Genomic DNA, 24,758 nt, shown 5'->3' with positions numbered 1-24,758 from the left:
GCAATAGCCTTATGCATACGACCTAACGGACAGCGTCTTCGATGCCACCCATCCGTGCATTCGCACAATCGACCTTGGGCCAGCCCAGCAGGTCCAGCCCCAGGCCGAGCAACAGCAACTGGTCGTGACGCGGGCGCTCCAGCCCTACCAGTTCGGCGATGCGCTCCAGCCGGTAGCGCAAGGTGTTGCGGTGAATGCCGAGGGCCTGGGCACAGGCATTGCCGTGCCCATCGTGCTCGCGCCAACACTGCAGGGTGCGACACAGCACGCCGTCGTCATCCGCATCGACCAGCGCCTGCAGCGGGCCGAGCCAGCGCCGTAGCAGCCAGTTGCTGCGCTGGCTGAACAGCAGCGTCGACAGCCGGTGCTCCTCCAGGTGGAAGATGCGCTGCTGCGCTCGGCAGGCACGGGCGAAGGCATGCAGCGACCGGGTCGCCAGGGCGGCTTCGCGCAGGTCACCGATGCCGGCCTGGGGGTCGCTGATGCACAGGCGGGCGATGCCCCAGCCACGTTCGTCGGCCTGGGCCAGCCAGGTATCGTCATCGCGCTCGGCGCTGTAGGGCCGGCAGCAGATCAGTTCACGGGCGGACAATGCCGCACCCAGCATCCCCTGCCGGGCCAGCCCATCCAGGACCCGCGCCCGTCGTTCCGCCGGGTCGCCCTCCTCCATCAGCTCCAGCACGCAGACCTGCTGCCTCCAGGGCAGTTGCAGGCCGATGCGCTCGGCCTCGGCGGCCAGTTGCACCAGGTCGGTCCGTGGGTCGGCGAGCTGGTTCAGCCAGGCGTCCAGCTGGTGACGCTGCCAGTGCCGCTCGGCCTGCAGCTGGCGCTGCTCCACCAGCATTTCCGCGGCCATGCGCACCAGTTCGGCATAAGGGCGCACCGTATCCGGCTCGCCGGTGATACCAAGCACGCCGATCAGTCGCTCGGCATGGAACAGCGGCAGGTTCACCCCGGGGCGCACGCCCCGCAGGCAGGCGGCGGCCTGTTCGTCGATCTCCACCACGCGGCGGTTGGCCAACACCAGCTGGGCGCCCTCGTGGCGGGTGTGAATGCGCAGCGGGTCGCCGCTGCCGATGATCATGCCCTGGGCATCCATGACATTGATGTTGTGCGGAAGGATGGCCATGGCGCGGTCGACGATGTGCTGCGCCAGGGTGGAGTCGAGTTCGAGCATGGGGCGGCCTCCTGGGGAAGCCGCCAGTCTACAGGGCGGCTACGCCGCCCGGGAAAGCCTCAGGGGGCGAGGCGTTCGAACATCCACCGGCCGTCGACGAGGCGGTAGTTGAGGCGGTCGTGCAGGCGGCTCGGACGGCCTTGCCAGAACTCGACGCGTTCGGGCAGCAGGCGGTAGCCGCCCCAGTGCGGCGGGCAGGTGGGCGCCAGGTTGAGGAAGCGCCGCTCGGTCTCGGCGAGGAGCTGCTCCAGCTCGGCACGGTCGGCGATCACCCGGCTCTGCGGCGAGGCCCAGGCGCCGATGCGGCTGCCCAGGGGGCGCACCTGGAAATAGGCATCGGACTCTTCCGGGGTGACCCGCTCGACACGGCCCTCGATGCGTACCTGCCGCTCCAGGCTGGGCCAGAAGAAGGTCATGGCGGCGAAGGGACGGGCCGCGAGCTGCTCGCCCTTGGCGCTCTCATAATTGCTGAAGAAGGTGAAGCCGCGCGCATCGAGCCCCTTGAGCAGGAGCACCCGGCAGTGCGGTCGACCGTCGGCATCGACGGTCGCCAGGGTCATGGCGTTGGGCTCGACCGGCAGCTGCTCGGTCTTCACCGCATCGCCGAACCACTGCTGGAAGAGGGCGAAGGGCTCCTCGGGAGCCTGGGCTTCGCTGAGGCCGTCGCGGGTGTAGTCGCGGCGCATGTCGGCGAGGGTCTGGGTCATCACGGCGTCCTGGAAAAGGAAAGCCCTAGCTTACCCAAGGAAGGCTCATTTTCCTTGATCTGCCGCAACCACCTGCTGGGCGACCTTCGGTGGCTGGTTGTAGCGGGCCAGCAGGGCCACCAGGGTGTCCTGCGGGGTGAGGAGGATCTCCACGCGGCGGTTCAGGGAACGCCCGTCCTTGCTGTCGTTGGCCGCGCGGGGCATGTCGGAACCGACGCCCTTGAGCGACAGGCGATCACGCTGCAGGCCGCTGAGGCGGAAGATCGCCGCCACCGCCTGGGCGCGCTCCTGGCTGAGCTTGCGGTTGAGGGCATCCTCGCCGGAGGTGTCGGCATGGCCGAGGACCAGCACGCCGGTCTTGGGATCGCCCTCCACCAGCTTGGCGACACGGCTGAAGGGGCCGAGGGTGATGGGCAGCAGCATGCTGGGGCGATCGGGATTGAACGAGCCTTCCACCGGCGCGGTGACCACCAGCAGGTTGTCGCGGCGCTCCACTTCCAGCTTGCTGCCCTTGACCGCCTCGCGCAGGCGCGGCTCGTACTGGTCCAGCCAGGCCTGGGTCAGCTTCTCGTCGACCTTGGGCACCTCGGCCTTGGCCACCTTCTCGTCGCTGCCACCGAACGGCCACCACCAGTGGCTGGTGCCGCTGTTCTGTGCATGGGCTTGTTCCGCCGGCTTGTCGTGGCTGAAGGTGCTGCAACCGGAAACGGTCATGCAGAGGATCAAGGTGGACGACTTGAGCAGCTTCATGGAGGGGCCCCCATAACAGGTGAAGGGAGAAGGCGATGCGCCATCGCATGATGGCGCATCAATCTCAGGTACAAGCTGAAATTCTGGACGCAACCCCTTCATCCGCAAAGGGATATTGCGCTCAACTGACGAGCGGTGCCGCTACAGGCACTCGGCGAAGGTGCGTGCCAGGAGCTGGGCGCGCGGGTCCATCAGCACATAGGGGCCGAGGGTGTTGGTGACGAAGCCGAAGGCGACCTCGCGTTCCGGATCGGCGAAACCGATGGAGCCGCCGGCGCCGGGATGCCCGAAGGCGAGCCTGCCCATGCCGTAGGTGGCGTTGGCCACGTCCGGCTGGTCGAGCATGCAGCCCAGGCCGAAACGGGTACGGGTCAGCAGGGTGCGGTCGTCGCCGACGGCGTGCTCGCGGGTGAGCTCGGCGAGCAGCGCGGAGTCGAGCAACTGGCCGTCCAGCAGGCCGGCGTAGAAGCCCGCCAGGCTGCGGGCGTTGCCGTGGCCGTTGGCCGCCGGCTGCTGCATGCGCCGCCATTCGGGCTTGTTGGTGCTGGTCATGATCGACGGCGGGTTGGTGAAGGCACGGGTACTGAGGGCGGTGGGCTCGCTCATCATGCACTTGAGCAGGCGCTGGGCCGAGGCGTCGCCCAGGTTGCCTTTGGCGCGGGCGATATGGGCCACGCGATGGAACTCGGCGTCATCCAGGCCGACATGGAAATCCAGCCCCAGCGGGCGGGCGATGCGCGCGGCGATCGATTCGCCCGGGCCGCGCCCGTCGGCCAGGCGGATCACCTCGCCGGCCAGCCAGCCATAGGTGATGGGGGCATAGCCGTGTTCCTCGCCCGGCGTCCACCAGGGTTCCTCGGCGGCCAGCGCGGCGGTCATCGCCTGCCAGTCGTAGAGGGCTTCTGCGGGCAGCGGCTGGCGGATCGCCGGCAAGCCGGCGCGGTGGGAGAGCAGCTGGCGCAGGGTGATGCGCTCCTTGCCGGCAGCGGCGAACGCGGGCCAGTAGCGGGCCACGGGCACGTCCAGCTCGAGCTTGCCCTCGCCCACCAGCTGCAGCGCGGCGACGGCGGTGAAGGTCTTGGTGCAGGAGAACAGGTTGAGGATGGTGTCGGTCTGCCAGGCTTCCTGGCCGTCCTTGTCGGCGACACCGGCCCAGAGGTCGAGCACGGTCTCGCCGCCCACCTGGACGCAGAGCGCGGCGCCGCGCTCCTGGGGATCGTCGAACAGCGCGGCGAACTGGTCGCGCACCTTCTCGAAGCGCAAGTCGAAGTAACCCTGGGTCTGCACCGGCACTCTCCTCGAAAAAAATGACGGCGGCATTGTTACCAAGGCCGCCGTCCTTTGTGAACCTCGCCGAAGTTCGGCGCAGGGTCCATCGGTCAGTCGAATGACTCAGGATGCATCCGGCGCATCCTGCTTCTGCGCGGGGTCGGTCTCGACCTTCGGCGCGGGGTCGGGCTTGGGCGTCGCCTCGTCGGTGGGCTTGCCGACGGGCTTCTCCGATTGCTCGGGTTGCTCGGCCGGCGCCGCCTCGGGCTTGGGCTCGACCGGCTTGGCCTCGGGCTTGGCTTCCGGCTTGGGAGCAGGCTTGGCCTCGGGCTTGGCAGCGGGAGCCGGTGCCGCGGCCTTCTCCGCCGGCTTGTCGGCCGGCTGGGCTTCGACGGGCTTTGCCAGTTGCGCGGCGACGTCCAGGTTGGCCTTGCGCACCGCCTTGACGAAGCCGTCATAGGGACGGTCGGTAATACCCACCAGGCCGAGGTGGCCGTTCTCGCCGTCGAGCAGTCGGCCACTGGCCGGCTGGTCGAGGTACTGGAACCAGTGGGCGCCGACGATCAGCGGCTCCTCCAGGGCCTTCTTCAGGAAGTTGGCGTAGGCCGGGCCGCGCTCCTCTTCCTTGTAGACCTCGGCCACGCCCCCCCAGAACGGGCCGCGATCGCGGGAACCGAAGTGGAACTCGGTGACCATCAGCGGCTTGTCCAGCTTGCGCAGGTACTCGAAGTCGTAGCCATGCTGCGGTTCGCGGGTATAGAAGTTGAAGCTCAGCACATCGCAGTACTGGGCGCAGGACTCCACCGCCTCCGGCACGCTGGCGGCGAAACGACCGCCCAGCAGCAGGTGGTTCGGCGCGTGCCACTTCATCGACTCGGCGATGGTCTTGAAATAGGTGTCGGCGAAGAAGCGCTGGAAGCGCTTGAGGTCTTCCTCGATGGCCGGGTGCTCGGGGTTCGGCAGCGGCGCCTCGAAGCCCGGGTCCTCCATCAGCTCCCACGCGGGCAGCTCGACGCCCCAGGCCTGGGACAGGCCCTGCTGGTTGCGGTACTTGTCGCGCAGCTGCTTGAGGAAGGCACGCTTGGCCGGCACGTCGGTGGTCAGGCGCAGGGTGCCGTAGGCCAGCGCGTAGCGGGATTTCGGATCGTCGCCGGGGCCGGCCCAGGCCAGCTCGTTGTCGGCGAAGTAGCCGATCAGCCAGGGGTCGTCGCGATGATCACGCGCGGCGATGGCGATGGCCCGTTCGGCGGCCATGGCGAAGCGCGGGTCGAACGGGTCGGGCATGCCGCCCCACCAGTCGAGGCCGGTGCTGATGGTGGCGTAGTCGCCGTGGATCGACAGCGGAATGGTGTAGGGCATGCGCTGGAGGGTGTTGAACTCGCCCGCGCTCCAGTTTCCGACGGTGTTGAAGCCCCAGGCCTTGAGGCGCTCGATGCTGTGGTCGACCCAGGCGGCCTTGTCCTGCTTGCCGTAGGTGCGTTCCAGGTTGGCGCCATAGAAGTCGTACCAGCGACCGTGGTCGAAGGCGCGTCCCTTGGTCGAACCGGTGTCGCGGCGGCTGTCGCCGTTGCCGTACCAGGCGGCCAGGGGTTCGCCGTCCTTGGGCAGGGCGGTGAACATCGCCTCGCGGCCTTCCACGTAGGTCTGGCTGTGCTCGGGAGTGACGGCGTTGACGCCCAGGGAATAGAAGGGATGGCCTTCCGGGGTCACCAGGTACCAGCGCCCATCGCGCTTCTCGGTGCGGAAGAACCCCTTGGCCTCGAAGCTCGGGCCGGCCAGCCAGCCACCGTAGGCGTCCTGCTCGGGGAGCTTCTTCTGCCACTCATCGAGCTGCTTGCGCTCCTGCTGGGCGGCGCTCTTGAGCTGCTCGTCGTTCTTGATCTTCTCCGGCCAGTCGGCGCGGGTGTACTGCCCGTAGCCGTCGATCAGGCCCTTGTAGTAGTCGTCCTGCAGGCTCTGCTCGGCGGTGCCGAAGCGGCCCAGCAAAACGCTCTGCACGGCATTGGGGTGGTCGAGGGAAAGGGTCACGGCGCTGACCTTGGTCAGGTCCAGTTCGCCCTCCACTTCGGTGGCCAGCAGGTAGCGCTTGCCGTCGCGGACCCAGGGCTGCGGCGGCGCGGCGCGCATGCCGTGGGCGCGGGGCGAGGTGGCGGTGAGCGGGACCAGCAGTGTCTGCGCCGGGCCGGCGGGCAGGGCCAGGCGGGTGCGCACGACCTTGCCGTCGGCACTCTCGATGGTCACGTCCAGGGTCAGGGCCCAGTCCATGGCGCTCTGCAGGCGCAAGCTCATGGCCCCGGCCTTGCTCCAGTCCCAGGTCCCGCTCTGCGGCGCGAGGCGCAGGCTGGGCTTGTCGGCCTGGTTGAAATTCAGACGACGAAGAATCTCGCCCTCGGGCGTGTTCTCGGCGGTCACGCTGGGCAGGCCGGCGTCCTGGGTGGTGACGGTGACGGAGTCCAGCGGGCGTACGAAGTTGAACAGCGTCTCGGCCTGTGCCGCCGCGCTCAAGCCACCGATGGCGAGCAGGATGGGCAGCAGCAGCGCTGGTTTGGTTCTGGATGACATGAAACCGATTCCCCACATGAAGTCAGTGCATAGACAGCGGAATGGGCGAATGTTGCCCGCGATCTGCAAAACCGTGCCCGCGCAAGCCGGCAATCATCGCAGAGGCGGGCCCGGCGTCAAGCGCCGCGGTGGCTGTTTCAGCCGATCTCCCGGCGGAAGGGCGGCAGCGCATTGAGAATCGCCTTGCCGTAGCGCTGGGTCACGACCCGCCGGTCGAGCAGGGTGATGGTGCCGCGGTCGGATTCCGTACGCAGCAGGCGGCCGCAGGCCTGCACCAGGCGCAGCGATGCATCGGGCACGGCGATCTCCATGAAGGGGTTGCCGCCGCGCGCCTCGATCCACTCCGACAGCGCCGCTTCCACCGGGTCATCGGGCACGGCGAAGGGGATCTTGGCGATGACGACGTGCTCGCAGTACGCGCCGGGCAGGTCGACACCCTCGGCGAAGCTGGCCAGCCCGAACAGCACGCTGGTCTCGCCCTCGTCCACCCGCTGCTTGTGCTTGTTCAGGGTCTCCTGCTTGGACAGGTTGCCCTGGATGAGCACGCGCTTGCGCCAGTCGCGGTCGAGGCCGTCGAAGACCTCCTGCATCTGCTTGCGCGAGGCGTAGAGCACCAGGGTGCCGCGCGAGCCTTCGACCAGTTGCGGCAGGTCGCGGATGATCGCGGCGGTGTGGGCTGCGGCATCGCGGGGGTCGGCCTTGAGGTCCGGCACCTTGAGCACGCCCGCGTCGGCATGGTGGAAGGGGCTGGGCACCACGGCGGTGACGGCCTTCTTCGGCAGGCCCGCGCGCATGCGGTAGCGGTCGAAGGTGCCGAGCGCGGTGAGCGTGGCGGAGGTGACCAGGGCGCCATAGGCGACGTTCCACAGGTTCCGCCGCAGGGTCTCGGCGGCGAGGATCGGGCTGGCGTTGACCTCGATGTCATAGGCCGAGCCGAACTCGGCGAGGGTCAGCCAGCGTGCCATGGGCGGGCTCTCCTCCGGGTCCTCGGCGGTGAAGGCGGTCCACAGCTCCCAGTTGCCCTGGGCGCGGGTCTGCAGGCTGCCGAACAGCGGGTACCACTCCTCGGCCTGGTGGCTGGCGATGCCGACGCTGCCCTCCCCGTCCATGGCTTCCTTGAGCAGCTCGGTGAGGCGGGTGAAGACGTCGTTGAGCTTGGCGAAGCCCTTCTTCAGCTCGATACCCATCTCGATCAGGTGCTCGGGGACCACGCCGGCCTCGAAACGATGGCGCGGGCGCTCGCGCCCTTCCATGTCCTCGCCGGCGCGGAAGTCGGCGACCTCCTCGCAGGCGGTGAACATGAACTGCTGCTGGCCGCGGATCTCCCGCGCCAGCTCCGGCACGTTCTCGATCAGGCGGCCGAGGTCGCCCGGCAGCGGGTGCTGGGCGAGCAGCTTGGTGAGGTTCTTGGCCACCGTCTCCAGCCAGTCGGCGGTGGAACGCAGGCGGGTGAAATGGGCGAAGTGGCCGATGGCCTTGTCCGGCAGGTGATGGCCCTCGTCGAACACGTAGACGGTCTCGCGCGGGTCCGGCAGCACGGCGCCGCCGCCCAGGGCCAGGTCGGCCAGGACCATGTCGTGGTTGGTGACGATCACGTCGACCTTGGTCATGCCCTCGCGCGCCTTGTAGAAGGCGCACTGCTGGAAGTTGGGGCAGTGGCGCTTGGTGCACTGGCTGTGATCGGTGGTGACGCGCGCCCAGTCCTGATCCTCGATCGCCTCGGGCCAGGAGTCGCGGTCGCCGTCCCAGCGGTTGCCGGCGAGCTTCTCGATCATCTGGTTGAGCAGCTTCTGCCCGCTCTCGTCGACGTCGATGCGAAAGCCCTCGTCGGCGAACAGCTGCGCGGTGGCGCTCTGCGCCTGGCCGTCCTGCAGCAGCATGTCGAGCTTGGACAGGCACAGGTAGCGACCCCGCCCCTTGGCCAGGGCGAAGCTGAAATTGAGCCCGCTGTTGCGGATCAGGTCGGGCAGGTCCTTGTGGACGATCTGCTCCTGCAGCGCCACGGTGGCGGTGGCGATCACCAGGCGCTTCCCGGCGGCCTTGGCCGAGGGAATGGCCGCCAGGCTGTAGGCGACCGTCTTGCCGGTACCGGTTCCCGCCTCCACCGCGACCACGGCGGGCTCGCCATCGCGATGGCCCTCGTCGTCGGCCTTGATGGCGCCCAGCACCTTGGCCACTTCGGCGATCATCAGGCGCTGGCCGTAGCGGGCCTTGAGCCCCTTGGCTTCGAGGAAACGGGAATAGGCGCCCTGGATCTGGGACTTGAGTTCGGTGCTGAGCATGGGTACTTGCGGGCGCGGAAGGCTGGATAAATTTTCAGTACTTTAACAGGGCGGCTATCATAGCGCGCCCTGTTTCCGACTGGAGAAAACCCGATGACGCCCTTCGCCGCGCTCTACGCCGTCCACGTCCTCGCCGCCCTGGTGTGGGTCGGCGGCATGTTCTTCGCCTGGATGGTGCTGCGCCCCGCCGCGGTCCAGGCGCTCGATGCGCCGGCACGGCTGAAGCTCTGGGTCGAGGTGTTCCGCCGCTTCTTCCTCTGGGTCTGGGTGGCGGTGGTCCTGCTGCCGGTGAGCGGCGTGGGCATGATGCACATGCGCTTCGCCGGCTTCGACGGCGCGCCGCGCTACGTCCACATCATGATGGGGCTGTACATCGCCATGCTGGCGCTGTTCCTGCGGGTCAACGCCCTGCAGCTGCCGGAGCTGCGCCGCGCGATAGCGGCCGAGGATTGGCCGACCGGCGGCGCGGTGCTGGGTCGCATCCGCCGCCTGGTGGGCATCAACCTGCTGCTGGGCCTGTTCCTGGTGGCGATCGCCGCGGCACGTCCGAACTTCTGAGGCCGCGGCGCCTAGACGACTACTGGATGCGCACCACGTCGAGCCGGCCGGCAGCCCCCGCGCTGCCCGGCTGGCCCGGTTGCCCCGGACGGCCCTTGCCGCCGGCATCGGTGCGGTAGAACAGGCAGCCCTTGGCGGCTCCGCCCGCTCCCGCGGCCCCCGCCTCGCCCGCCGGGCCACCGGCGCCGCCTTCCAGGCGTACCTTCACCTGTTCGACAGGGAAATCCACCGGCACTTCCAGGCGGATGTGGCCGCCCGCGCCCCCGGCCTGGCCGTCGCCGCCGTTCTGGCCGTCATGGCCACGGCTGGCGCTGCCCCAGAGGCAGCCGCCCGAATCGCCATCCGCACCGGCGAGCCCGCTGTAGCCGGGCGTACCGATGCCGCCACGGACATCCAGGGTGATCTCGTCCACCCGCACCTGCTCCAGGCGCAGGCTCAGGTCGCGGCCTGCGCTGGCCGGCTTCTTCATGCTGCCGGCGGCGCCGGACGCGGTGATGTGGCCGCCGGTGCCGATCTCGCCCTGGCGCACCACGAGGCTGAAGGGCTGGTCGGAGGGGGCGATGCCGATGCGCGCGTCCCGCCCCATCAGCAACTCGCCGATGCGCAGCTCGGTGACGCTGGCCGGGATCACCAGGGTGCCGTAGTCGTTCACCACCACGCGGTCGAGGCTCAGGGAACCGACCCGGGCGGGAAGCTTGAGAAGGCTGTTGGCGTCGACGCTGACGCTGCTTTCAGCCAGGACCACGGGGCTGGCCAGCAAGGCCAGGAGGCAGAGCTTACGCATGCTGGCGACCTCCCTCGGAACGGGGCAGGCCGAGCAGGTGGAAGACGCCGAACAGCAGCAGTTGCAGGCGGTCGTTCCAGGGGCGCGGGCGAGTGCGCAACTGCCCGTTGCACACCACCAGCTCCAGCAGGTGCAGGCCGAGCACCAGGGCGGCGACGGCGTTGAGCAGGGACGCGAACGGTTTGGCGAAAGGTTCGATCAGATTGGCCAGCACCGCCAGCCAGAACACCAGGGCAACCAGCTTGCCCACCCCCAGGAAAAGTTTCATGCCACCCCCCTCTGTTTTTTTAGTCCGCCGACCTTACTCCTCGTCTTCGCCGCTGCCAAATGGTGCACATGAAGAAGGGGCCGCGAGGGCCCCTTCGGTACGACGCCGCCGCCTCAACGAGCGACGTGGATCTCCACGCGACGGTTCTGCGCACGTCCGGCATCGGTGCCGTTGTCCGCCACCGGCTGGCTCTCGCCGAGTCCCTCGGTGGTGACCTTGCCTGCGGAAACGCCCTGGCTGATCAGGTAGTCGGCCGCACTCCTGGCACGCCGTTCCGAGAGTCCCTGGTTATAGGTATCGGAACCGACGCTGTCGGTGTGGCCCACGACCTTGACGCTGACCGTGGTGGCATCGCTCAGGCGCGTGGCCACTTCGTTCAGTTGCGACTTGGCATCGCTGGTGAGCTCGGCCGAATCGAAGGCGAACAGCACCTTGCCCTGGTCGCTGAGCACGATCACCTCGCTCTGTGGAGCGGGCTCGGGAGCGGGTTCCTCGGCCTTGACCACGGCCGGGTAGGTCTTCTGCGGACAACCGTTGTGGTTGACCTGTGTACCGGCCGGCGTGTTCGGGCAGGTATCACGGCGGTCGAAGACCCCGTCACCATCCTCGTCGCCATCCTGTGCGTAACAGATCAGACCGCCGACGATGGCACCTGCAACGGCACCTCCACCAGCCCAAGCGGAACTCTCGATAGCGCCCAGCCCACCGCCGGCCAGACCGCCAATCGCACTGCAAAGAGGCCAGTTCCCCTGGTTGAGCGGCGCGTCGCCCGTACTGGACGTCGAGACGCAACCCGAGAGAACACTGCCGACCAGAAGAAGTAGAGCAGCCCGTGAGAAGGTTCTCATGGTGAGGATCTCCTGTGTCACCGGTCCCATACCGGTAACACAGGAGTAAAGACCCGCCCGTCACGGCGCACAAGCTGCACGCCGCGACGGACGCGGGGTTCAGCGGTCGATCAGGATTTCCACCCTGCGGTTCAGCGCGCGACCGTCGGCCGTGCCGTTGTCGGCGACCGGCTGGCTTTCGCCCGCGCCGCTGACGCCGACGATGCTGCCCTTGGGTACGCCGGTCGAGACCAGGTAGTCCGTCACGGAGTGGGCGCGCTTCTCGGAGAGTTTCTGGTTGTAGCTGTCGGCGCCGACGCTGTCGGTGTGACCGGTGATGGTCAGCTTGGCGGTCGGGGCTTCGTTGCGCAGGCGGCTGGCGATGGTGTCCAGCTTGGCCTTGTCGGCCGGGTCCAGCGTCGCGGAGTCGAAGGCGAACAGCAGGTCGCGCACGACAATGGTCTCGTCCTCGACCACGACCACTTCCTCGACCCGTTCTTCCACGACCGGCGCGGGCGGGCAACCGTTCGCATCCACCTGCACGCCCGGCGGAGTGCCCGGGCACTTGTCGCGACTGTCAGGCACACCATCGCCATCCTCGTCGCCGTCGCCATGGACCCAGCAGTAGCCGGCAGCCATGCCGCCGCCGATCAACGCGCCCCAGCCTGCCCAGGAACTGCTTTCGATCGCACCCAACGCTGCACCGCCTACACCGCCTACTGCTGCACACTTGGGCCAGTCGGTCTTCTGCAGGCCGGCGCAACCGGTCAGCAGAGTCGACACAAGTAGCAAGGGTATTGCTGTCCTTGTGATGCTCATATGCGTGTCTCCTCGTGATATCGGCCTTTGGAAACCGATAACTGGGGAGTAAAGACCTGTGATTTAAAAACCGCCAGCACTAGGCCAGCCGCAGGCAGCAGGCTAGTCTTCGCAGACTTGTCCGAGGATTTTCGATGACCGCAAGCTTCTCCTCCCGCACCCCGCAGCAGGCCCTTGCCGCCCTGCTCGACCGCTATGCACCGGCGCGCCTGCTGCTGGTGGGCAACTCCCCGCTCCCGGCCCTCGAAGCCTTCGCCGCCGCCCACCCGGAAAGCCAGGTGGTGCAGGTGCCCGCCGGCCCGCTGCCGGCCGAGCAGGCGGCGCAACGCTTCGACCTGGCGCTGGTCGCCGATTGCCTCGAACACCTACCCAAGCGCACCGCCCTGCAGCTGCTCGGCGGCATCCGCAACCTCAACGCCAGCCGCATCGCCGTGCTGGTGGACCTCGCCGCCTGCGAATGGACCGACACCGACTTCTTCGCCCTCGCCCTGCAGGCCACCGAGCGCTTCCAGCGCGATGAACAGGTGCTCAGCCTGTTCACCTACGACCTGCGCGAATACAAGCAGGTACCCGACTGGCTGAACGCGAAGTTCTGGGCCAACCCCGAGAACTTCGGCAAGTACTGGTGGTGACGGCATGAACGCGACCACATGCCCCTGCGGCAGCGGCAACCTCCTCGACCTCTGCTGCGGTCGCCATCACGGCGGCCACCCCGCCCCCAGCGCCGAGGCCCTGATGCGCTCGCGCTACAGCGCCTATGTGCTCGGCCTGGTGGACTACCTGGTGGAAACCACGCTGCCCGCCCAGCGCGACGGGCTGGACCGCGACGCGATGAAGGCCTGGAGCCTCCAGAGCACCTGGCTCGGCCTCGAGGTGGAGGCCTTCGAGCTGCTCGGCGGCAAGCCCGAGCACGCCCTGGTCACCTTCACCGCCCGCTGGCACGACCAGGGCGGCGAGCACAGCTATCGCGAACGTTCCTCCTTCGTACAGAACGACGGGCGCTGGTACTTCATCGACCCGACCGTGGAAACCAGGGCCGGGCGCAACGACCCGTGCATCTGCGGCAGCGGGCAGAAATTCAAGAAATGCTGTGCGGGATACCTCTGACCGAGCGCCCCGCCCCGGAAGGATTCGCCACACGACAACAAGGAGATGTCCATGCGCATGCGCACCCTGCTCGCCCCGTTCCTCGCGGGCCTCGCCTGTTTCGCCCAGGCCGCCGACGTCCAGGTCAGCCTGGGCAGCCAGGAACGGGTCACCCGCCTGTTCGCCTACCCCAACAACTGCAGCGTCATCTGCTACCGCGACTGGACCCTGGAACAGACCGTGGAGCACTACCTCGGGCAGAGCCTGAAGCGCGATGGCATCGCCGGTGGCCAGGTCAAGGTGGGCCGTGACGACAAGGGGCTCTACGCCCGCTTCAGCGGCGTGCCCGCCGACTACGGCCTGCCCCTGGTGCAGCTGCTGGATGCGGGCGATCTCGCCTACAAGGGCGCCAGCCAGCTCAACACCGATGGCAAGTGGCAGTACAGCTGGTACCTCTTCCTGCCCCTGGGCATGGCCCTGGAGAACCGCCGCAGCATCGAACTGCTGCACTTCCCGCCGGATTACTCGCTGACCAAGGCCCAGGACTACCTGGAGTCGGCCACCACCGACCGCTGGGCCGACCTGCTGGAGCAGAACGGTGTCGCCGCTGACGATACGCCCGGCTACCAGACCATCATCGACATCACCCCCATCGCCGCCCCGGCCAGCGCCGGCAGCGACCTGGAAGGCGTCTACAGCTACTTCACCCCCTACCAGACGCGCATGGTGCAGCAGCTCACCAAGGGCAGCCCGGCGCTGCCGATGGTCGCCTTCGGCGGGCCGGTGCGCAGCTGGATCAAGCAGCAGTACGGCACCACCATCGGCGTGCTCGGCCTCGGCACCATCAGCCCCGCAGCCGACCAGAAGGTGCCGGTGCTGGGCAGCAACCACCCCAGCTACATCTGGTACGCCGCCGACCCGGAGAACTACGACGGCGACCAGGCCAAGGCCGATGCCGCCGGCCTCAAGGTCATGGGCCAGGACATCACCGCCGCCTGCTGGCAGGCCGGGATGGGCAAGGACCACAGCGCCAACCCGAGCAGCACGCTCGACAGCTGCAAGCAGAAGTGGCTGGTGACCGACAAGGTGCAGACCTGCGAGCTGTTCTACACCTCCATCCGCAAGCTGGACGCGGACAAGGCGAAGGAGAAGTGCACGGCGCCGTGAAGCCCGTGTGAGCCTGGGACAAAGGGGTCGCGGCCTCGACCTCTCCCGGGCTCAGGCGCCCCCTGCCGTACCGGCGGGCAGGAGCTCCAGGCCGCCGCTGTAGGAGAACAACTCCCCCAGCCCCGGCAACGAGAAACCGACGTAGAAGTGATAATGCCCGCCCTCGATGCGCTTGTAGGCGGTGGTACGCGGCAACAGGGCCAGCGGAACGCGGATGCCCCGGACCCAGGCAGCAATCGGCACCCAGCGCCAGCCACCGTCACGGGTATCGACCTTCAGTGCCAGGCGCAGGGCACCGGTGCATTCCTCCCAGTGCCCATCCGGCCAATGCCCCACGGGGCGGAACAGGGAAACCAGGGGGGCAGAACCCGCGAAACGCCTGTTCCAGTGCAGGCCCGACTCATCGCAATGGATATCCACGCGCAGGGGCACGCGCCGCGCACCGAGGGGAATGCCCAGTTTTCCCGCCAGCCGGCGCCCCAGCCACCCGGCGAGACCTGCGCCCGTCGCGAGCTCCACCTCGCCTTCGAGCACGCCACCCTGGCGATGCAGCCGCTGCAGCAAGGGGTGCAGCCCGCTGAAGCCCTCGCCGAACCAGAACTCGACCCGGTCCGTGCTCATCGCCCGTCCAGTTGGCGGCGCACCGCCTCGTCGTTGAGCTCGTCGCCGATGTGAACCCGCACCCGCCGCCCACCGACGCCTGCGCCGAGCTCGTGGAAGATCCGCTCCTCGACCTGGGACAGGCCGCCTTCGGTCATCTCCATCGGCTGCACGAGAATGGTGGGCGCCATGGACATCCACTTGCCACGCAGCATCAGCTTGATCGCCTGGCGCAGCGCGACCCTGGCTTCATTGAACTGCCCGACCAGCAACCGCTCGGTGCTGAAGCTCGCATGCACATCCTGCTCGCGCTGGGCCTGGAGCTCGCGGATCAGCATGCGGTTGCGGTAGACGCGGACGTACAACGTCGGCTTGAGAAGATCGAACACCATCGCTCCTTGGAAGACTGTGAACCCCGCGCCACGACCGGCGCCCGGCAACGCTATGCCGCCGCCCGGCCGCTTGTCCAGAGGCCTACAGCTGTTCGTCCGTGGGAGTGGGAGATGGTTCCCATGCCGGGAAGCGGAGGGCTGGAGGAGCTTGGGAAAGGCGTCGCTAGTGAATTCGCACCAGGAGGAAAAAAGCAGGCGCTCGGCGCCGAACGCAGTGAAGCCCAACACAGGGCGGCTCATGTCTGGGCCGACCCGTGAAGAGCTTCGCGAGTGAATTCGCTCCCACGGAGTGAGGCTCAGCTCCCGGTGGCGAGCACCTCCGCGCGGTGGATGCCGAAAGCGACATCCACCCTCGCGGGCTTGCCCACCTTAAACGCTGAACCGCGCCACCAGCCCCTTCAGGTCCACCGCCAGGCGCGCCAGTTCGCTGCTGGCCGCCGTGGTCTGGTGCGCACCGGCGGCGCTCTGGATCGACAGGTCGCGGATGCTCATCAGGTTGCGGTCCACCTCGCGTGCCACATGGGCCTGCTGCTCGGAAGCCGTGGCGATCTGCATGTTGCGCTCGTCGATGGTGCCCACCGCCTCGGTGATCTCCTGCAGTGCGCGCCCTGCCTCGTCGGCCGAAAGTTGCGTGGCCTGGGCCTGGCTGTTGCTAGCCTGCATGGCCTGCACCGCCGAATGGGTGCCGGACTGGATCGAGGAAATCATCTTCTCGATCTCCAGCGTCGAGGTCTGGGTGCGGTGCGCCAGGGCACGCACTTCATCGGCCACCACGGCGAAGCCTCGGCCCTGCTCGCCCGCCCGCGCCGCCTCGATGGCAGCGTTGAGCGCCAGCAGGTTGGTCTGCTCGGCGATGGATCGGATGACATTGAGCACCTGGCTGATATCCACCGCCTGCTGGGCCAGGCCCTGGACACGTTCTTCGGTTTCCTGCACCTGCTGGGAAAGATGACGGATGGCATCCAGGGTCTGGGCCACGCGCTGGTTGCCCAGGTTCGCCGCCTCGCTGGACTGGCGCGCCGACGTCGAGGCCGACGCCGCGTTGCGCGCCACTTCCTCCACCGCAGCGGTCATCTGGTTGACCGCCGCGGCGGCCTGCTCGATCTCGGAATTCTGCTGCTGCAGGGTCAGGCTGCCCTGCTCGGTGACGCTGGTCATCTCCTCGGCCGCCGAGGCGAGCTGGATGGAGGAGTCGGAAATCTGCCGGATGGTCTGCCGCAGGTTCTCCTGCATGCGCCGCAGTGCCTCGCTGAGGCGCGTGGCCTCGTCCTGCCCGCTGACTTCGACGGTGCGGGTCAGGTCGCCCTTGGCGATGGATTCGGCGAAGCGCAGCGAATCGCCCAGCGGCCGCACGATGCTGCGGGTCAGGGTCATGGCCAGCGCCACGGTCATCGCCAGGGCCAGCAGCACCGCGCCGACGACGATATTGATGCTGGTGTCGTAGGCATCGCCGGCGGCAACCCCCGAGCGCTTGACTCCAGCGGCGTTGAGGTCGATCAGCTTGGTCACGTGCTGCTGGTAGGTCGTCGCCAGGTCGCGTTGGCCGCCGTTGGCCCAGAGCAACGCCTGGGCGGGGTCGCGGCCTTGCAGGTCGATCAGCTTCTGCAACCCCGCCATGTAGGCCTGCAGGGCCTGCGCCGAGCCATCGAACACGCGCTGCTCTTCGGCACTGGTGATCATGTTGCGGCGGTAGTGCTCGCTTTTCTCGGTCAGGGTCTGGCGCGCGCTCTGCAACCGGTCGAGCGCGTTGCGCTGTTCGTCGGGGGTGGTGCTGGCGAGCAGCCGCAAGCTCTCCAGGCGGACGTGCAGCAGGCTGGTCTGGATGTCGTTGGCGGTCTGGATGGAAGGTAGCCAGTTGGTCTCGATGTCCTGTTCAGCACCCCGCAGCACATGCATCTGCTGCCATGAGAAACCACCGAGGACGATCACCAGCAGGGTGATCAGGGCGAAACACAGGGAAGCGCGCGAAGCGATGGTGATGGATCGTATGGACATGGCAGTACCTGCGGGTTGGGGTCTCGCCAGCGTCCCTGCCGATTCGGATTGCAGCTCCAGTCTTATCAGACGAACCGGGCCGATCCTGAAATTGCTTTTTCTAATCGACGCTTCAGGTTTGAAACAATTTGCAAAAAATCTGCCTGCGCCTCAGGGCTTGGACCGCTCATAGGCACCCAGGTCGCACAGCGCCGTGCCGTCGCCATCGCCATCCCGTGGCCGCATGGAACCGCGCTGATCCTGCCGGGTGCAGGAGCCGACGCCGGTGTCCACCGCCGGGCTGCGAGGGCGCAGGGCGTGGGTCGGCAGGCTGGAACCATTGGCCGCCAGCGGGTAGAGCACCCGGGTGAAAGCTTCGGCATCGTTCACCTGGATGTCGGCGGTGCAGTTGCCGGTATCGGTGCCCAGCAGCAGGCCACTGGCCTGGTAGCTCGCCGAATCACCGCCATTGGCGCAGTTGGCGACGCCGATGGATTCGTTGCCGTTGCCGACGATCAGGCTGTTGCGAACCGACAGACGGCCATGGTTGAGCAGGCCGAGGGTGAGGTTGTCGGCGATGGTGACGTTGACCAGTTGCAGGCTCGGCGTACCGGCGAACATGGGGTAGTCGGAGCCGTTGGCGACCACGGCGTCGTAGTCCCCCTCGCCGTTGGCGTTCTTGCCGGAGACGGTGACGTTGGTCAGCCTGAGCACGCCGTTGCCGTCGTTGCGGATGACCACGCCGGGCCCGTCGGCGCGGTGATGGAGAAAGGCGCTGCGGGCGACATCGGCGGTGCCGGTGTTGAACAGCGCCCCGCCGAGGGCGACCACGTCGTCGCCGTTGGTGACGTTCTCGCTGAACAGGCTGTCGCGCAGGGTCAGGAGCCCGCCGTTGAAGATCGCGCCGCCCAGGGCGCGCCCTGAATCGCCGAAGTCCGCGCGGTTGCGCTCGAACACCGAGCTGTAGACCTCCAGCGTGCCGCGATTGGAGATCGCGCCGCCGTCGCCATCGTAGAAGCCGAAGCTGGCGCGGTTGTCCTGGAATGCCACGCGCCGCACCACCAGGTAGCCGAAGTTCTCGATGGCACCGCCGTTGCGGGTGGTGTGGCCGTTGCGCAGGGTCAGGTCCTGGAGCCGCAGGGTGACGCCGAGGTCGACCTCCAGCAGGCGATCGATGCCCGAACCATCGATGACACTGACCCCCACCCCCGCTCCCACCAGGGCCAGCTCGCCGGCTCGCAGGTCGAGGTCGCCGTTGAGGTTCAGGTCCTCGTCGAGGATCTCGCCCTCCTCGCCCAGCGCCGGCGGCAAGGTCAGGGCATAGGTTCCGGCGGGCAGCAGGATGCGGTTCTTGCCACCCAGGCGGTTGGCGGCCTCGACCGCATCGCGCAGGGAGCAGTCGGCATCGCAGCGGCCATTGAAAACGTCATCGGTGCGGGTCACGTGGAAGTCCCGTGCAGCTGCCAGGGTCGGCAGCGCGAGCAGGGAGGCGAGCATCAGCGAGGTGGCCAGGCGCGGCCGGCAGCGGTGGGACATGGCGAGTTCCTTTCGGCGACAGCCGGTCATTGGCCATGGCAGCGGTCGCCCTGTCGGCCACCGCATCGGCGTGGCCCGCATCCGCGTCCTGCCATCCTGGCGGCCACGGAAAATGGACCGGCCAGCGGGGCGCCGGTTCACGGCCGTTCATCAGGCCACTGCCCTCGCATCACCATTCGTCCGCCAGCGCAGCAGAGGCTGGAATCCGTTTGTCGCTCCGCTTGAATGACGGTGATGCTTCGCTTGACAGATAAAATTATAGTCATAATATAAATCGTGAATTACAGGCATCATATAAACATTCCTTCCCTCTTCCGGAGATCCGCAATGAGCTCGCACAACCTCAAAGGCACCGCACTGATCACTGGCGCATCCTCCGGGATCGGCGCCACCTACGCCGAACGCCTGGCCCGCCGTGGCCTCGACCTGCTGCTGGTGGCCCGCGACCAGAAGCGCCTGGACGAACTGGCCCAGCGCCTCGGCGGCGAATACGGCGTGAAGGTCGAAACCCTCAAGGCCGACCTCACCCAGCGCGCCGACCTGCGTGCGGTCGAACAGCGCCTGGCCACCGACGCCGCTATCAAGGTGCTGGTCAACAACGCCGGCGTGGCGCAGAACGGTACGCTCGCCGACGCCGACCTCGACCAGGTCGACTCGATGATCCAGCTCAACGTCACCGCCCTCACCCACCTCTCGGTGGTCGCCGCCAAGCGCTTCGGCGATGCCGGCGAAGGCGCGATCATCAACCTCGCCTCGGTGGTCGCGCTGATCCCCGAGATGTTCAACGCCACCTACAGCGCTACCAAGGCCTACGTGCTCAGCCTGACCCAGACCCTGAACCACGAGATCGCCGCCAAGGGCGTGCAGGTGCAGGCCGTGCTGCCGGGCATCACCCGCACCGAGATCTGGGAGCGCTCCGGCATCGACGCCGCGCACCTGGACCCGAACATGATCATGGAAGCCGGCGAGATGGTGGACGCCGCGCTGGCCGGCTTCGACCAGGGCGAACTGGTCACCATCCCCTCCCTCCCCGACGCCGCCGACTGGGCCGCCGTGGTCAGCGCCCGCACCAAGCTCGGCCCGAACATGTCCCGCAGCAGCGCGGCGGCGCGGTACAAGTGAGCACTGCGGGTAAGGCGCGGAAATGGCGGCGCTGCACGCCGCCTGGCGACTGAAGTCGCCCCTGCAGGACCGCCGGGCTGACGCGCGGAGATGACTGGGGCGTAGGGTGGAGGTCGCTGTTTACCTCCACCGGGCGGAGTCGAACGTCACGCGCGGCGGTGCCTGGAAACGGGCGTTCGGCAGGACTTCGAAATGGCTGGGGGTCAGAGAAACGGTGGGCTGAAGCGCCACCCTGCGCCCCCATGCCCACCCTTGTGCCCGCCGGCGCGATCAGCGTGGCGCGATGTGCGCCACCATAAGCTGCACGCTTTCCTGCCCCCGGTATTCGTTGACGTCCAGCTTGTAGGCCAGCTCCGCCCAGCGCACGGTCGGGTTCGGCCACTGGTCGCGGTCGATGTTGAAGGCGATGCCGTCGAGCTGCAGCGACCCGCACTCGGTCTTGAGCACCAGCTTGAGATGCCGTTCGCCGACCAGGCGCTGTTGCACCACCTGGAAGATGCCGTGGAACACCGGCTCGGGGAAATGCTGGCCCCAGGGGCCGGCCTGGCGCAGGGCGCGGGCCAGCTCCAGGTGGAATTCCTGGAGGCTCAGCTGGCCGTCGGAGAGCAGGCGGCCGGTGAGGTCATCCTCGCTCAACTGGCGGCGCACCTCGGCGTCGAAGGCCGCGGCGAAGGCGCCGAAGTTTTCCACGGGCAGCGACAGGCCGGCGGCCATGGCGTGGCCGCCGAACTTGCTGATGAGCCCCGGGTGGCGGGCCGCCACGGCGTCCAGCGCATCACGGATATGAAAGCCCTGCACCGAGCGCGCCGAGCCCTTGAGCAGCCCCTCGCCGGCGTCGGCGAAGGCGATGGTCGGGCGGTGGTAACGCTCCTTCATGCGCGAGGCGAGGATGCCGATCACGCCCTGGTGCCAGTCCGCCTCGAACAGGCAGAGGCCGAAGGGCAGGTCCTCCAGCGGCAGGTCCTTGAGCTGGGCCAGCGCCTCGCGCTGCATGCCCTGCTCGATGGCCTTGCGGTCCTGGTTGAGCTGGTCGAGCTGCACCGCCATGTCGCGGGCCAGGGCCTCGTCCTCGCAGAGCAGGCATTCGATGCCCAGGCTCATGTCGTCCAGGCGGCCGGCAGCGTTCAGGCGCGGCCCGAGGATGAAGCCCAGGTCGGTGGAAGTGATGCGCGCGGCCGGGCGGCCGGCGACCTCCAGCACCGCCTTGAGGCCGGGGCGTGCACGGCCCGCGCGGATGCGCGCCAGGCCCTGGTGCACCAGGATGCGGTTGTTGGCGTCCAGCGGCACCACGTCGGCGACGCTGCCCAGGGCCACGAGATCGAGCAGCTCGGCGAGGTTGGCGTCGGGGCGGCCGGTGCGGGCGAACCAGTCCAGCTGGCGCAGGCGCGCGCGCAGGGCCAGCAGCACGTAGAAGATCACGCCGACCCCGGCCATGGCCTTGCTGGGGAACTCGCAGCCCGGCTGGTTCGGGTTGACGATGGCGTCCGCCGCCGGCAGCTCGGGGCCGGGCAGGTGGTGGTCGGTGACCAGCACCTTGAGCCCGGCGGCCTTGGCCGCGGCGACGCCATCGACGCTGGAGATGCCGTTGTCCACGGTCACCAGCAGGTCGGGGCGGCGCTCCAGGGCCACGGCGACGATCTCCGGGGTCAGGCCGTAGCCGTATTCGAAGCGGTTGGGCACCAGGTAGTCGACGTGGGCCGCGCCGAGCATGCGCAGGCCGAGCACCCCGACGGTGCTGGCGGTGGCGCCATCGGCGTCGAAGTCGCCCACATAAAGGATGCGCTGGCGCTTCTCCAGGGCCTCCACCAGCAGCTCGACCGCGGCGTCGATGCCCTTGAGCTTCTGGTACGGGATCAGCCGCGCCAGGCCCTTGTCCAGCTCCTCGACCGATTGCACGCCACGGGCGGCATAGAGGCGGGTCAGCAGGGGCGGCAGGTCGCCGAGGTCAGGCAGGGTGGCGGGCAACGGGCGGGGATCGATACGCATGCGGCTCAGTCTTCAGGCTTGCGGGCGGGCGCTGCCGCCGTGAAACAGGGGGCCGCTCGGGTGAGCCGGGCGGCCGCGTGGGGCGGTGATCAGCGCTCGCCGGCCAGCCACTCCAGGGGAATCTCGTGCTGGCCACGCTCATCGGTCACGAACAGCTCGCCGTCGCTGATCATCACGCTCCAGTTGATCGAGCGCGGCAGGTCCTTGGCCAGGTTCTCCAGGGCCTGCTGGTCGATGCCGACCACATTGATGTTCTTCAGGCTGCGCACGCCGTCCAGCACCTTGGTCTGCCACACGCGCAGGTTGCCGTAGGCCACCAGGCTGAAGCGCTCGGTACGGCGCGAACACCAGGTGATGCGCTCGGCGTCCGGCTGGCCCACCTCGATCCAGTGGAGGACGCGATCATCGAGGCTCTTCTCCCACAGCGCCGGCTCGTCGACGTCCGACAGGCCACGGCCGAAGGACAGCTGCTCGTGGTACCAGAGGGCGTAGGCGATCAGGCGCACGGCCAGGCGCTCCTCGGTTTCCGAGGGGTGCTTGGCGACGGTGAAGCGCAGGTTCTCGTACACGCTGCGGTCGAGGTCGGTGAGGTTGAGTTCGACTTTGTAGGGCGTCGCTTGCAGGGCCATGTGCGGGCTTCTTGGTTAGGCGAAAAGGCGGCAAGTCTAACCCGAAACCCGCTGCCGCGCCCGGGCGCCATCCGGCCGTTCGGCGCCCTGGAAATGCGCTCGGGTTCCCAGCCCGTGCGACTCGGGGTTGCCAGCCGGGGGCGGCCCCCTTTATAAGCCGGCCCGGTCCGCACTTCAGGAAAGGAAGCCAATGGAAGCGTTCATCATCGTGGCCGGCATCGTCGCCCTCCTGGCCGTGGCGCTGCTGCGTTCGGCCCGGCGTGCCCGGCCCTCCCGCGTCAGCGCCGAGGGTGCCGCGCAGATCAACCGGGTCGCCCTGCTCACCCTGCTCGAACCGCACCTGGGCCACCAGCTGGCGCAACGCCTGGACGGCGAGGCGCGGCAACTGGCCATGCACCAGGTGGCCCCGGCCCTGCTGCTCGCCGGCGACCGTGCCCTGGCGCTGGAAGCCCTCGCCGAGCTGAAGGCCGGCTACCGCCAGTCCGCCCTGGAATCCATGCTGGAGAACCTGCTGGAGACGGCCGACGCCCTCGCCGCCCTCGACCTGCTGGAAGCCAGCGCCAGCCCCCTGCCCGAAGCCCCGCTGCTGAGCATCCCTCTGATGGCCGCGGCCGGCCGCACGGAGCAGGCCCGCCAGCTGCTCGACAGCGTTACCGCCGGCCAGGAAGGCCAGGTGGGCCAGGCCCTCTCCGCCCGGCAGAACCTGCTGCTGGCCGGCCTGCAACGCCAGCTGGAACGTCCCGAGGCCGCCAGCCGCAGCCTGGAGCGGGCCCGCGCCATGCTCAACGTCCCGGTGCAGGAGGCCCCCGGCGACTTCCAGGCACTGCTGCGCGAATGCCTGGCCCAGGAACGCCTCGACCTGCTCGGCGAGTTCGCCGTCGCCCCCGACGCGCTCCTGGCCAACGACGCCGTCACCCTGTTGCTGGAGAACAACCGCGAAGCCCAGGCCCTGGAGCTGCTCGCGCGCCCGGACATGCCCCTGCACGCCCTCGACTGGCACGGCATGCTGCGCCTGGCGCTGGACGGCGAACGCCCGCAACTGGCCGAACGCCTGCTGGCCCTGGCCCCCGAAGGACTGCAGCAGGACCTGCTTGCCGACCTCATGGCCTGGCATGCCGGCCATGCCGACACCGCCCGCGCCGATGCCCTGCTGCGCGCCAGCGGCCTGGACGGCACCGACGCCACCTGGCTGTGCCTGGAGCTGGCGGGACGCTGTGCCGAGGCCCAGCCGGCCTGGAGCGCGGCGCTGCTGCACCAGGGGCTGGAAGCCATGGAAACCGTGGACGAGGAGACCGACTGGATTCGCCTGCGCCTGCTGGCCCTGCGCAGCCGTATGCAGGCCGACCCGGCCCGCGACCCGGTGCGGATGACCGCCGACCTGGAGGAATTCGACGCCCTGCGCCAGCAACTGGAATGGGATGAACAGCTGGACCAGGCCTGCCACCTGGCCTGCCTGCAACACCGCCTGGGGCTGCAGGACGCTGCCCGAGAGACCCTGGACAAGGCACTGGCGCACTGGGAAGCCCAGGAGATCGACGACCCTGACGAACGCACCTGGTACCTGGAGACGCTGGCCGAAGCGGCCATCGCCATCGACCAGGCGGAGCAGGCCGCCACACTGCGCGACCGCCTGCTGGAACTGGGCGGCGACAGCCGCGACCTCGACGCCGCGCTGCTGCGCCATCACATCGATCAGGGCCGTTATCCACAGGCCATCGCCCTGCTCGACCTGCGCAACCTGATGGCCCCCGAAAACCCCCTCGCCCGCCTGCGCCAGGCCATCGAACGCCTGCGCCCGGAAGCCCCGCAACGGGCCGATGAGCTGCAACAAGAGTTGCTCGATGCGCTGGCCAACGGCGCCTTGGGAACCTAAGAGCGGCGGCGCTGCGCGCCGCTTGGCGACTGAAGTCGCCCCTACACAAAGCGCTCGTGCCACCGCTGGAACATGACCGCTGTGTAGGGTGGAGGTCGCTTCTTACCTCCACCAGGCGGAGCCGAGCCCGGCACACCGGTTATGCCTGGAACCCGCATCGATGGGTTTCGCGGAGCTCGCGGACGCCGCCCGACCCATCCTTGTATCTCGACTAATACCTCCACAGGGGTAATAGTCCCCGACTGATCATCGGGGGAGGGGCTGGAAGTCGTATCCATCCTTAGGCCACGAGCCTGCAACGTAGATAGTGCTCCGCCCCTCCACACTCACTCGAACAGCCCGAACGGTATCCAGAGCCTCGAGCTCGCATTCACAAGGTTGGGCCGGGTG

At 68.3% G+C, this 24,758-nt stretch carries 21 protein-coding genes and 1 pseudogene; 6 read left to right on the top strand and 16 right to left on the bottom strand.

Going from position 1 to position 24,758, the window contains the following annotated elements:
• Positions 1-22: 22 nt before the first annotated feature.
• The 6 genes and pseudogenes from HSX14_RS07470 to dinG all read right to left on the bottom strand — a co-directional run bounded on the left by HSX14_RS07470 (position 23) and on the right by dinG (position 8,747).
• Entirely contained in the window at positions 23-1,177 is a 1,155-nt protein-coding gene (locus HSX14_RS07470; protein ID WP_173176320.1) for a sugar diacid recognition domain-containing protein, read from the bottom strand.
• Between the two features lie 59 nt (positions 1,178-1,236).
• A complete protein-coding gene (gene pdxH, locus HSX14_RS07465; RefSeq protein WP_173176318.1) occupies positions 1,237-1,884 on the bottom strand; it encodes a pyridoxamine 5'-phosphate oxidase in 648 nt (215 codons plus the stop codon).
• A 48-nt stretch (positions 1,885-1,932) separates the two neighbouring features.
• Positions 1,933-2,598: pseudogene (locus tag HSX14_RS07460) on the bottom strand (OmpA family protein); the annotation flags it as partial.
• Between the two features lie 177 nt (positions 2,599-2,775).
• The gene (locus tag HSX14_RS07455; RefSeq protein WP_197970212.1) at positions 2,776-3,921 is read right to left on the bottom strand and encodes a serine hydrolase domain-containing protein; all 1,146 of its coding nucleotides are present in this window, start codon (positions 3,919-3,921) and stop codon (positions 2,776-2,778) included.
• Positions 3,922-4,026: 105 nt separating this feature from the next.
• Positions 4,027-6,465: a beta-agarase gene (locus HSX14_RS07450; RefSeq protein ID WP_173176314.1), complete on the bottom strand. Its 2,439-nt coding sequence runs from the start codon at positions 6,463-6,465 to the stop codon at positions 4,027-4,029.
• Between the two features lie 137 nt (positions 6,466-6,602).
• Complete coding sequence (gene dinG / locus HSX14_RS07445) at positions 6,603-8,747, bottom strand: ATP-dependent DNA helicase DinG (RefSeq protein WP_173176312.1); 2,145 nt, start codon at positions 8,745-8,747, stop codon at positions 6,603-6,605.
• 93 nt (positions 8,748-8,840) lie between these two features.
• Between dinG and HSX14_RS07440 the strand changes: the two genes are divergently transcribed.
• Positions 8,841-9,305 (top strand): CopD family protein, encoded by a 465-nt coding sequence (locus HSX14_RS07440; protein ID WP_173176310.1) that lies wholly within the window; start codon positions 8,841-8,843, stop codon positions 9,303-9,305.
• Between the two features lie 19 nt (positions 9,306-9,324).
• Here the strand turns inward: HSX14_RS07440 and HSX14_RS07435 are convergent, their stop codons facing one another.
• The 4 genes from HSX14_RS07435 to HSX14_RS07420 all read right to left on the bottom strand — a co-directional run bounded on the left by HSX14_RS07435 (position 9,325) and on the right by HSX14_RS07420 (position 12,003).
• Positions 9,325-10,089, bottom strand: coding sequence for a collagen-like protein (locus tag HSX14_RS07435; protein ID WP_173176308.1), 765 nt, complete (start codon positions 10,087-10,089; stop codon positions 9,325-9,327).
• Positions 10,082-10,357 carry a DUF1145 domain-containing protein gene (locus HSX14_RS07430; protein ID WP_111260571.1) on the bottom strand — a complete coding sequence of 92 codons (276 nt, stop codon included), beginning with the start codon at positions 10,355-10,357 and terminating at the stop codon, positions 10,082-10,084. Before HSX14_RS07430 ends, HSX14_RS07435 begins: the two co-directional genes overlap by 8 nt.
• Positions 10,358-10,470: 113 nt before the next feature.
• Positions 10,471-11,205: a PA1041 family peptidoglycan-binding anchor lipoprotein gene (locus tag HSX14_RS07425; RefSeq protein ID WP_173176306.1), complete on the bottom strand. Its 735-nt coding sequence runs from the start codon at positions 11,203-11,205 to the stop codon at positions 10,471-10,473.
• 99 nt (positions 11,206-11,304) lie between these two features.
• Entirely contained in the window at positions 11,305-12,003 is a 699-nt protein-coding gene (locus HSX14_RS07420; protein WP_173176304.1) for a PA1041 family peptidoglycan-binding anchor lipoprotein, read from the bottom strand.
• A gap of 134 nt (positions 12,004-12,137) precedes the next feature.
• Here HSX14_RS07420 and HSX14_RS07415 point away from each other — a divergent pair, with 134 nt between their 5' ends.
• From HSX14_RS07415 to HSX14_RS07405, 3 genes are read left to right on the top strand one after another with little or no spacing between them, the layout of a single operon-like run.
• Positions 12,138-12,635 carry a DUF6231 family protein gene (locus HSX14_RS07415; protein ID WP_173176302.1) on the top strand — a complete coding sequence of 166 codons (498 nt, stop codon included), beginning with the start codon at positions 12,138-12,140 and terminating at the stop codon, positions 12,633-12,635.
• A gap of 4 nt (positions 12,636-12,639) precedes the next feature.
• Positions 12,640-13,110, top strand: coding sequence for a YchJ family protein (locus HSX14_RS07410; RefSeq protein ID WP_173176300.1), 471 nt, complete (start codon positions 12,640-12,642; stop codon positions 13,108-13,110).
• A 51-nt stretch (positions 13,111-13,161) separates the two neighbouring features.
• On the top strand, positions 13,162-14,256 hold the full coding sequence (locus HSX14_RS07405; RefSeq protein WP_173176298.1) for a hypothetical protein: 1,095 nt from the start codon (positions 13,162-13,164) through the stop codon (positions 14,254-14,256).
• 51 nt (positions 14,257-14,307) lie between these two features.
• On the opposite strand, the gene HSX14_RS07400 is transcribed toward HSX14_RS07405, so the two are convergent.
• The 4 genes from HSX14_RS07400 to HSX14_RS07385 all read right to left on the bottom strand — a co-directional run bounded on the left by HSX14_RS07400 (position 14,308) and on the right by HSX14_RS07385 (position 18,758).
• Positions 14,308-14,877 (bottom strand): DUF4166 domain-containing protein, encoded by a 570-nt coding sequence (locus HSX14_RS07400; RefSeq protein ID WP_173176296.1) that lies wholly within the window; start codon positions 14,875-14,877, stop codon positions 14,308-14,310.
• Positions 14,874-15,245, bottom strand: coding sequence for a 1-pyrroline-5-carboxylate dehydrogenase (locus HSX14_RS07395; protein ID WP_173176294.1), 372 nt, complete (start codon positions 15,243-15,245; stop codon positions 14,874-14,876). The genes HSX14_RS07400 and HSX14_RS07395 overlap by 4 nt, the downstream gene beginning before the upstream one ends.
• Positions 15,246-15,617: 372 nt before the next feature.
• On the bottom strand, positions 15,618-17,243 hold the full coding sequence (locus HSX14_RS07390) for a methyl-accepting chemotaxis protein (RefSeq protein ID WP_173176292.1): 1,626 nt from the start codon (positions 17,241-17,243) through the stop codon (positions 15,618-15,620).
• Between the two features lie 150 nt (positions 17,244-17,393).
• Positions 17,394-18,758, bottom strand: a complete 1,365-nt coding sequence (locus HSX14_RS07385) for a CSLREA domain-containing protein (protein WP_173176290.1) — start codon at positions 18,756-18,758, stop codon at positions 17,394-17,396.
• A gap of 327 nt (positions 18,759-19,085) precedes the next feature.
• Here HSX14_RS07385 and HSX14_RS07380 point away from each other — a divergent pair, with 327 nt between their 5' ends.
• On the top strand, positions 19,086-19,880 hold the full coding sequence (locus HSX14_RS07380; protein ID WP_173176288.1) for an SDR family NAD(P)-dependent oxidoreductase: 795 nt from the start codon (positions 19,086-19,088) through the stop codon (positions 19,878-19,880).
• Positions 19,881-20,150: 270 nt separating this feature from the next.
• Here the strand turns inward: HSX14_RS07380 and recJ are convergent, their stop codons facing one another.
• Positions 20,151-21,866 carry a single-stranded-DNA-specific exonuclease RecJ gene (gene recJ, locus HSX14_RS07375; RefSeq protein ID WP_173176286.1) on the bottom strand — a complete coding sequence of 572 codons (1,716 nt, stop codon included), beginning with the start codon at positions 21,864-21,866 and terminating at the stop codon, positions 20,151-20,153.
• Positions 21,867-21,955: 89 nt separating this feature from the next.
• Positions 21,956-22,495 carry a YaeQ family protein gene (locus HSX14_RS07370; RefSeq protein WP_173176284.1) on the bottom strand — a complete coding sequence of 180 codons (540 nt, stop codon included), beginning with the start codon at positions 22,493-22,495 and terminating at the stop codon, positions 21,956-21,958.
• A gap of 190 nt (positions 22,496-22,685) precedes the next feature.
• Here HSX14_RS07370 and HSX14_RS07365 point away from each other — a divergent pair, with 190 nt between their 5' ends.
• Positions 22,686-24,368, top strand: a complete 1,683-nt coding sequence (locus HSX14_RS07365) for a hypothetical protein (protein WP_173176281.1) — start codon at positions 22,686-22,688, stop codon at positions 24,366-24,368.
• The last annotated feature ends 390 nt before the right edge of the window (positions 24,369-24,758 follow it).

It is taken from the genome of Pseudomonas tohonis, assembly GCF_012767755.2.
In the GTDB taxonomy this organism is placed as follows: domain Bacteria; phylum Pseudomonadota; class Gammaproteobacteria; order Pseudomonadales; family Pseudomonadaceae; genus Metapseudomonas; species Metapseudomonas tohonis.
Note: the sequence above shows the minus strand (reverse complement) of the source record. Positions and strands in the feature narration are given on the sequence as shown.

What these genes read in the sequence shown, in the direction of transcription:
- HSX14_RS07365 (WP_173176281.1), top strand. Translation starts at nt 22,686, where the DNA reads ATGGAAGCGTTCATCATCGTGGCCGGCATCGTCGCCCTCCTGGCCGTG.
- HSX14_RS07425 (WP_173176306.1), bottom strand. Translation starts at nt 11,205, where the DNA reads ATGAGAACCTTCTCACGGGCTGCTCTACTTCTTCTGGTCGGCAGTGTT.
- HSX14_RS07450 (WP_173176314.1), bottom strand. Translation starts at nt 6,465, where the DNA reads ATGTCATCCAGAACCAAACCAGCGCTGCTGCTGCCCATCCTGCTCGCC.
- HSX14_RS07385 (WP_173176290.1), bottom strand. Translation starts at nt 18,758, where the DNA reads ATGTCCCACCGCTGCCGGCCGCGCCTGGCCACCTCGCTGATGCTCGCC.
- dinG (WP_173176312.1), bottom strand. Translation starts at nt 8,747, where the DNA reads ATGCTCAGCACCGAACTCAAGTCCCAGATCCAGGGCGCCTATTCCCGT.
- HSX14_RS07410 (WP_173176300.1), top strand. Translation starts at nt 12,640, where the DNA reads ATGAACGCGACCACATGCCCCTGCGGCAGCGGCAACCTCCTCGACCTC.
- HSX14_RS07370 (WP_173176284.1), bottom strand. Translation starts at nt 22,495, where the DNA reads ATGGCCCTGCAAGCGACGCCCTACAAAGTCGAACTCAACCTCACCGAC.
- HSX14_RS07440 (WP_173176310.1), top strand. Translation starts at nt 8,841, where the DNA reads ATGACGCCCTTCGCCGCGCTCTACGCCGTCCACGTCCTCGCCGCCCTG.
- HSX14_RS07420 (WP_173176304.1), bottom strand. Translation starts at nt 12,003, where the DNA reads ATGAGCATCACAAGGACAGCAATACCCTTGCTACTTGTGTCGACTCTG.
- HSX14_RS07415 (WP_173176302.1), top strand. Translation starts at nt 12,138, where the DNA reads ATGACCGCAAGCTTCTCCTCCCGCACCCCGCAGCAGGCCCTTGCCGCC.
- recJ (WP_173176286.1), bottom strand. Translation starts at nt 21,866, where the DNA reads ATGCGTATCGATCCCCGCCCGTTGCCCGCCACCCTGCCTGACCTCGGC.
- HSX14_RS07380 (WP_173176288.1), top strand. Translation starts at nt 19,086, where the DNA reads ATGAGCTCGCACAACCTCAAAGGCACCGCACTGATCACTGGCGCATCC.
- HSX14_RS07405 (WP_173176298.1), top strand. Translation starts at nt 13,162, where the DNA reads ATGCGCATGCGCACCCTGCTCGCCCCGTTCCTCGCGGGCCTCGCCTGT.
- HSX14_RS07430 (WP_111260571.1), bottom strand. Translation starts at nt 10,357, where the DNA reads ATGAAACTTTTCCTGGGGGTGGGCAAGCTGGTTGCCCTGGTGTTCTGG.
- pdxH (WP_173176318.1), bottom strand. Translation starts at nt 1,884, where the DNA reads ATGACCCAGACCCTCGCCGACATGCGCCGCGACTACACCCGCGACGGC.
- HSX14_RS07470 (WP_173176320.1), bottom strand. Translation starts at nt 1,177, where the DNA reads ATGCTCGAACTCGACTCCACCCTGGCGCAGCACATCGTCGACCGCGCC.
- HSX14_RS07390 (WP_173176292.1), bottom strand. Translation starts at nt 17,243, where the DNA reads ATGTCCATACGATCCATCACCATCGCTTCGCGCGCTTCCCTGTGTTTC.
- HSX14_RS07400 (WP_173176296.1), bottom strand. Translation starts at nt 14,877, where the DNA reads ATGAGCACGGACCGGGTCGAGTTCTGGTTCGGCGAGGGCTTCAGCGGG.
- HSX14_RS07435 (WP_173176308.1), bottom strand. Translation starts at nt 10,089, where the DNA reads ATGCGTAAGCTCTGCCTCCTGGCCTTGCTGGCCAGCCCCGTGGTCCTG.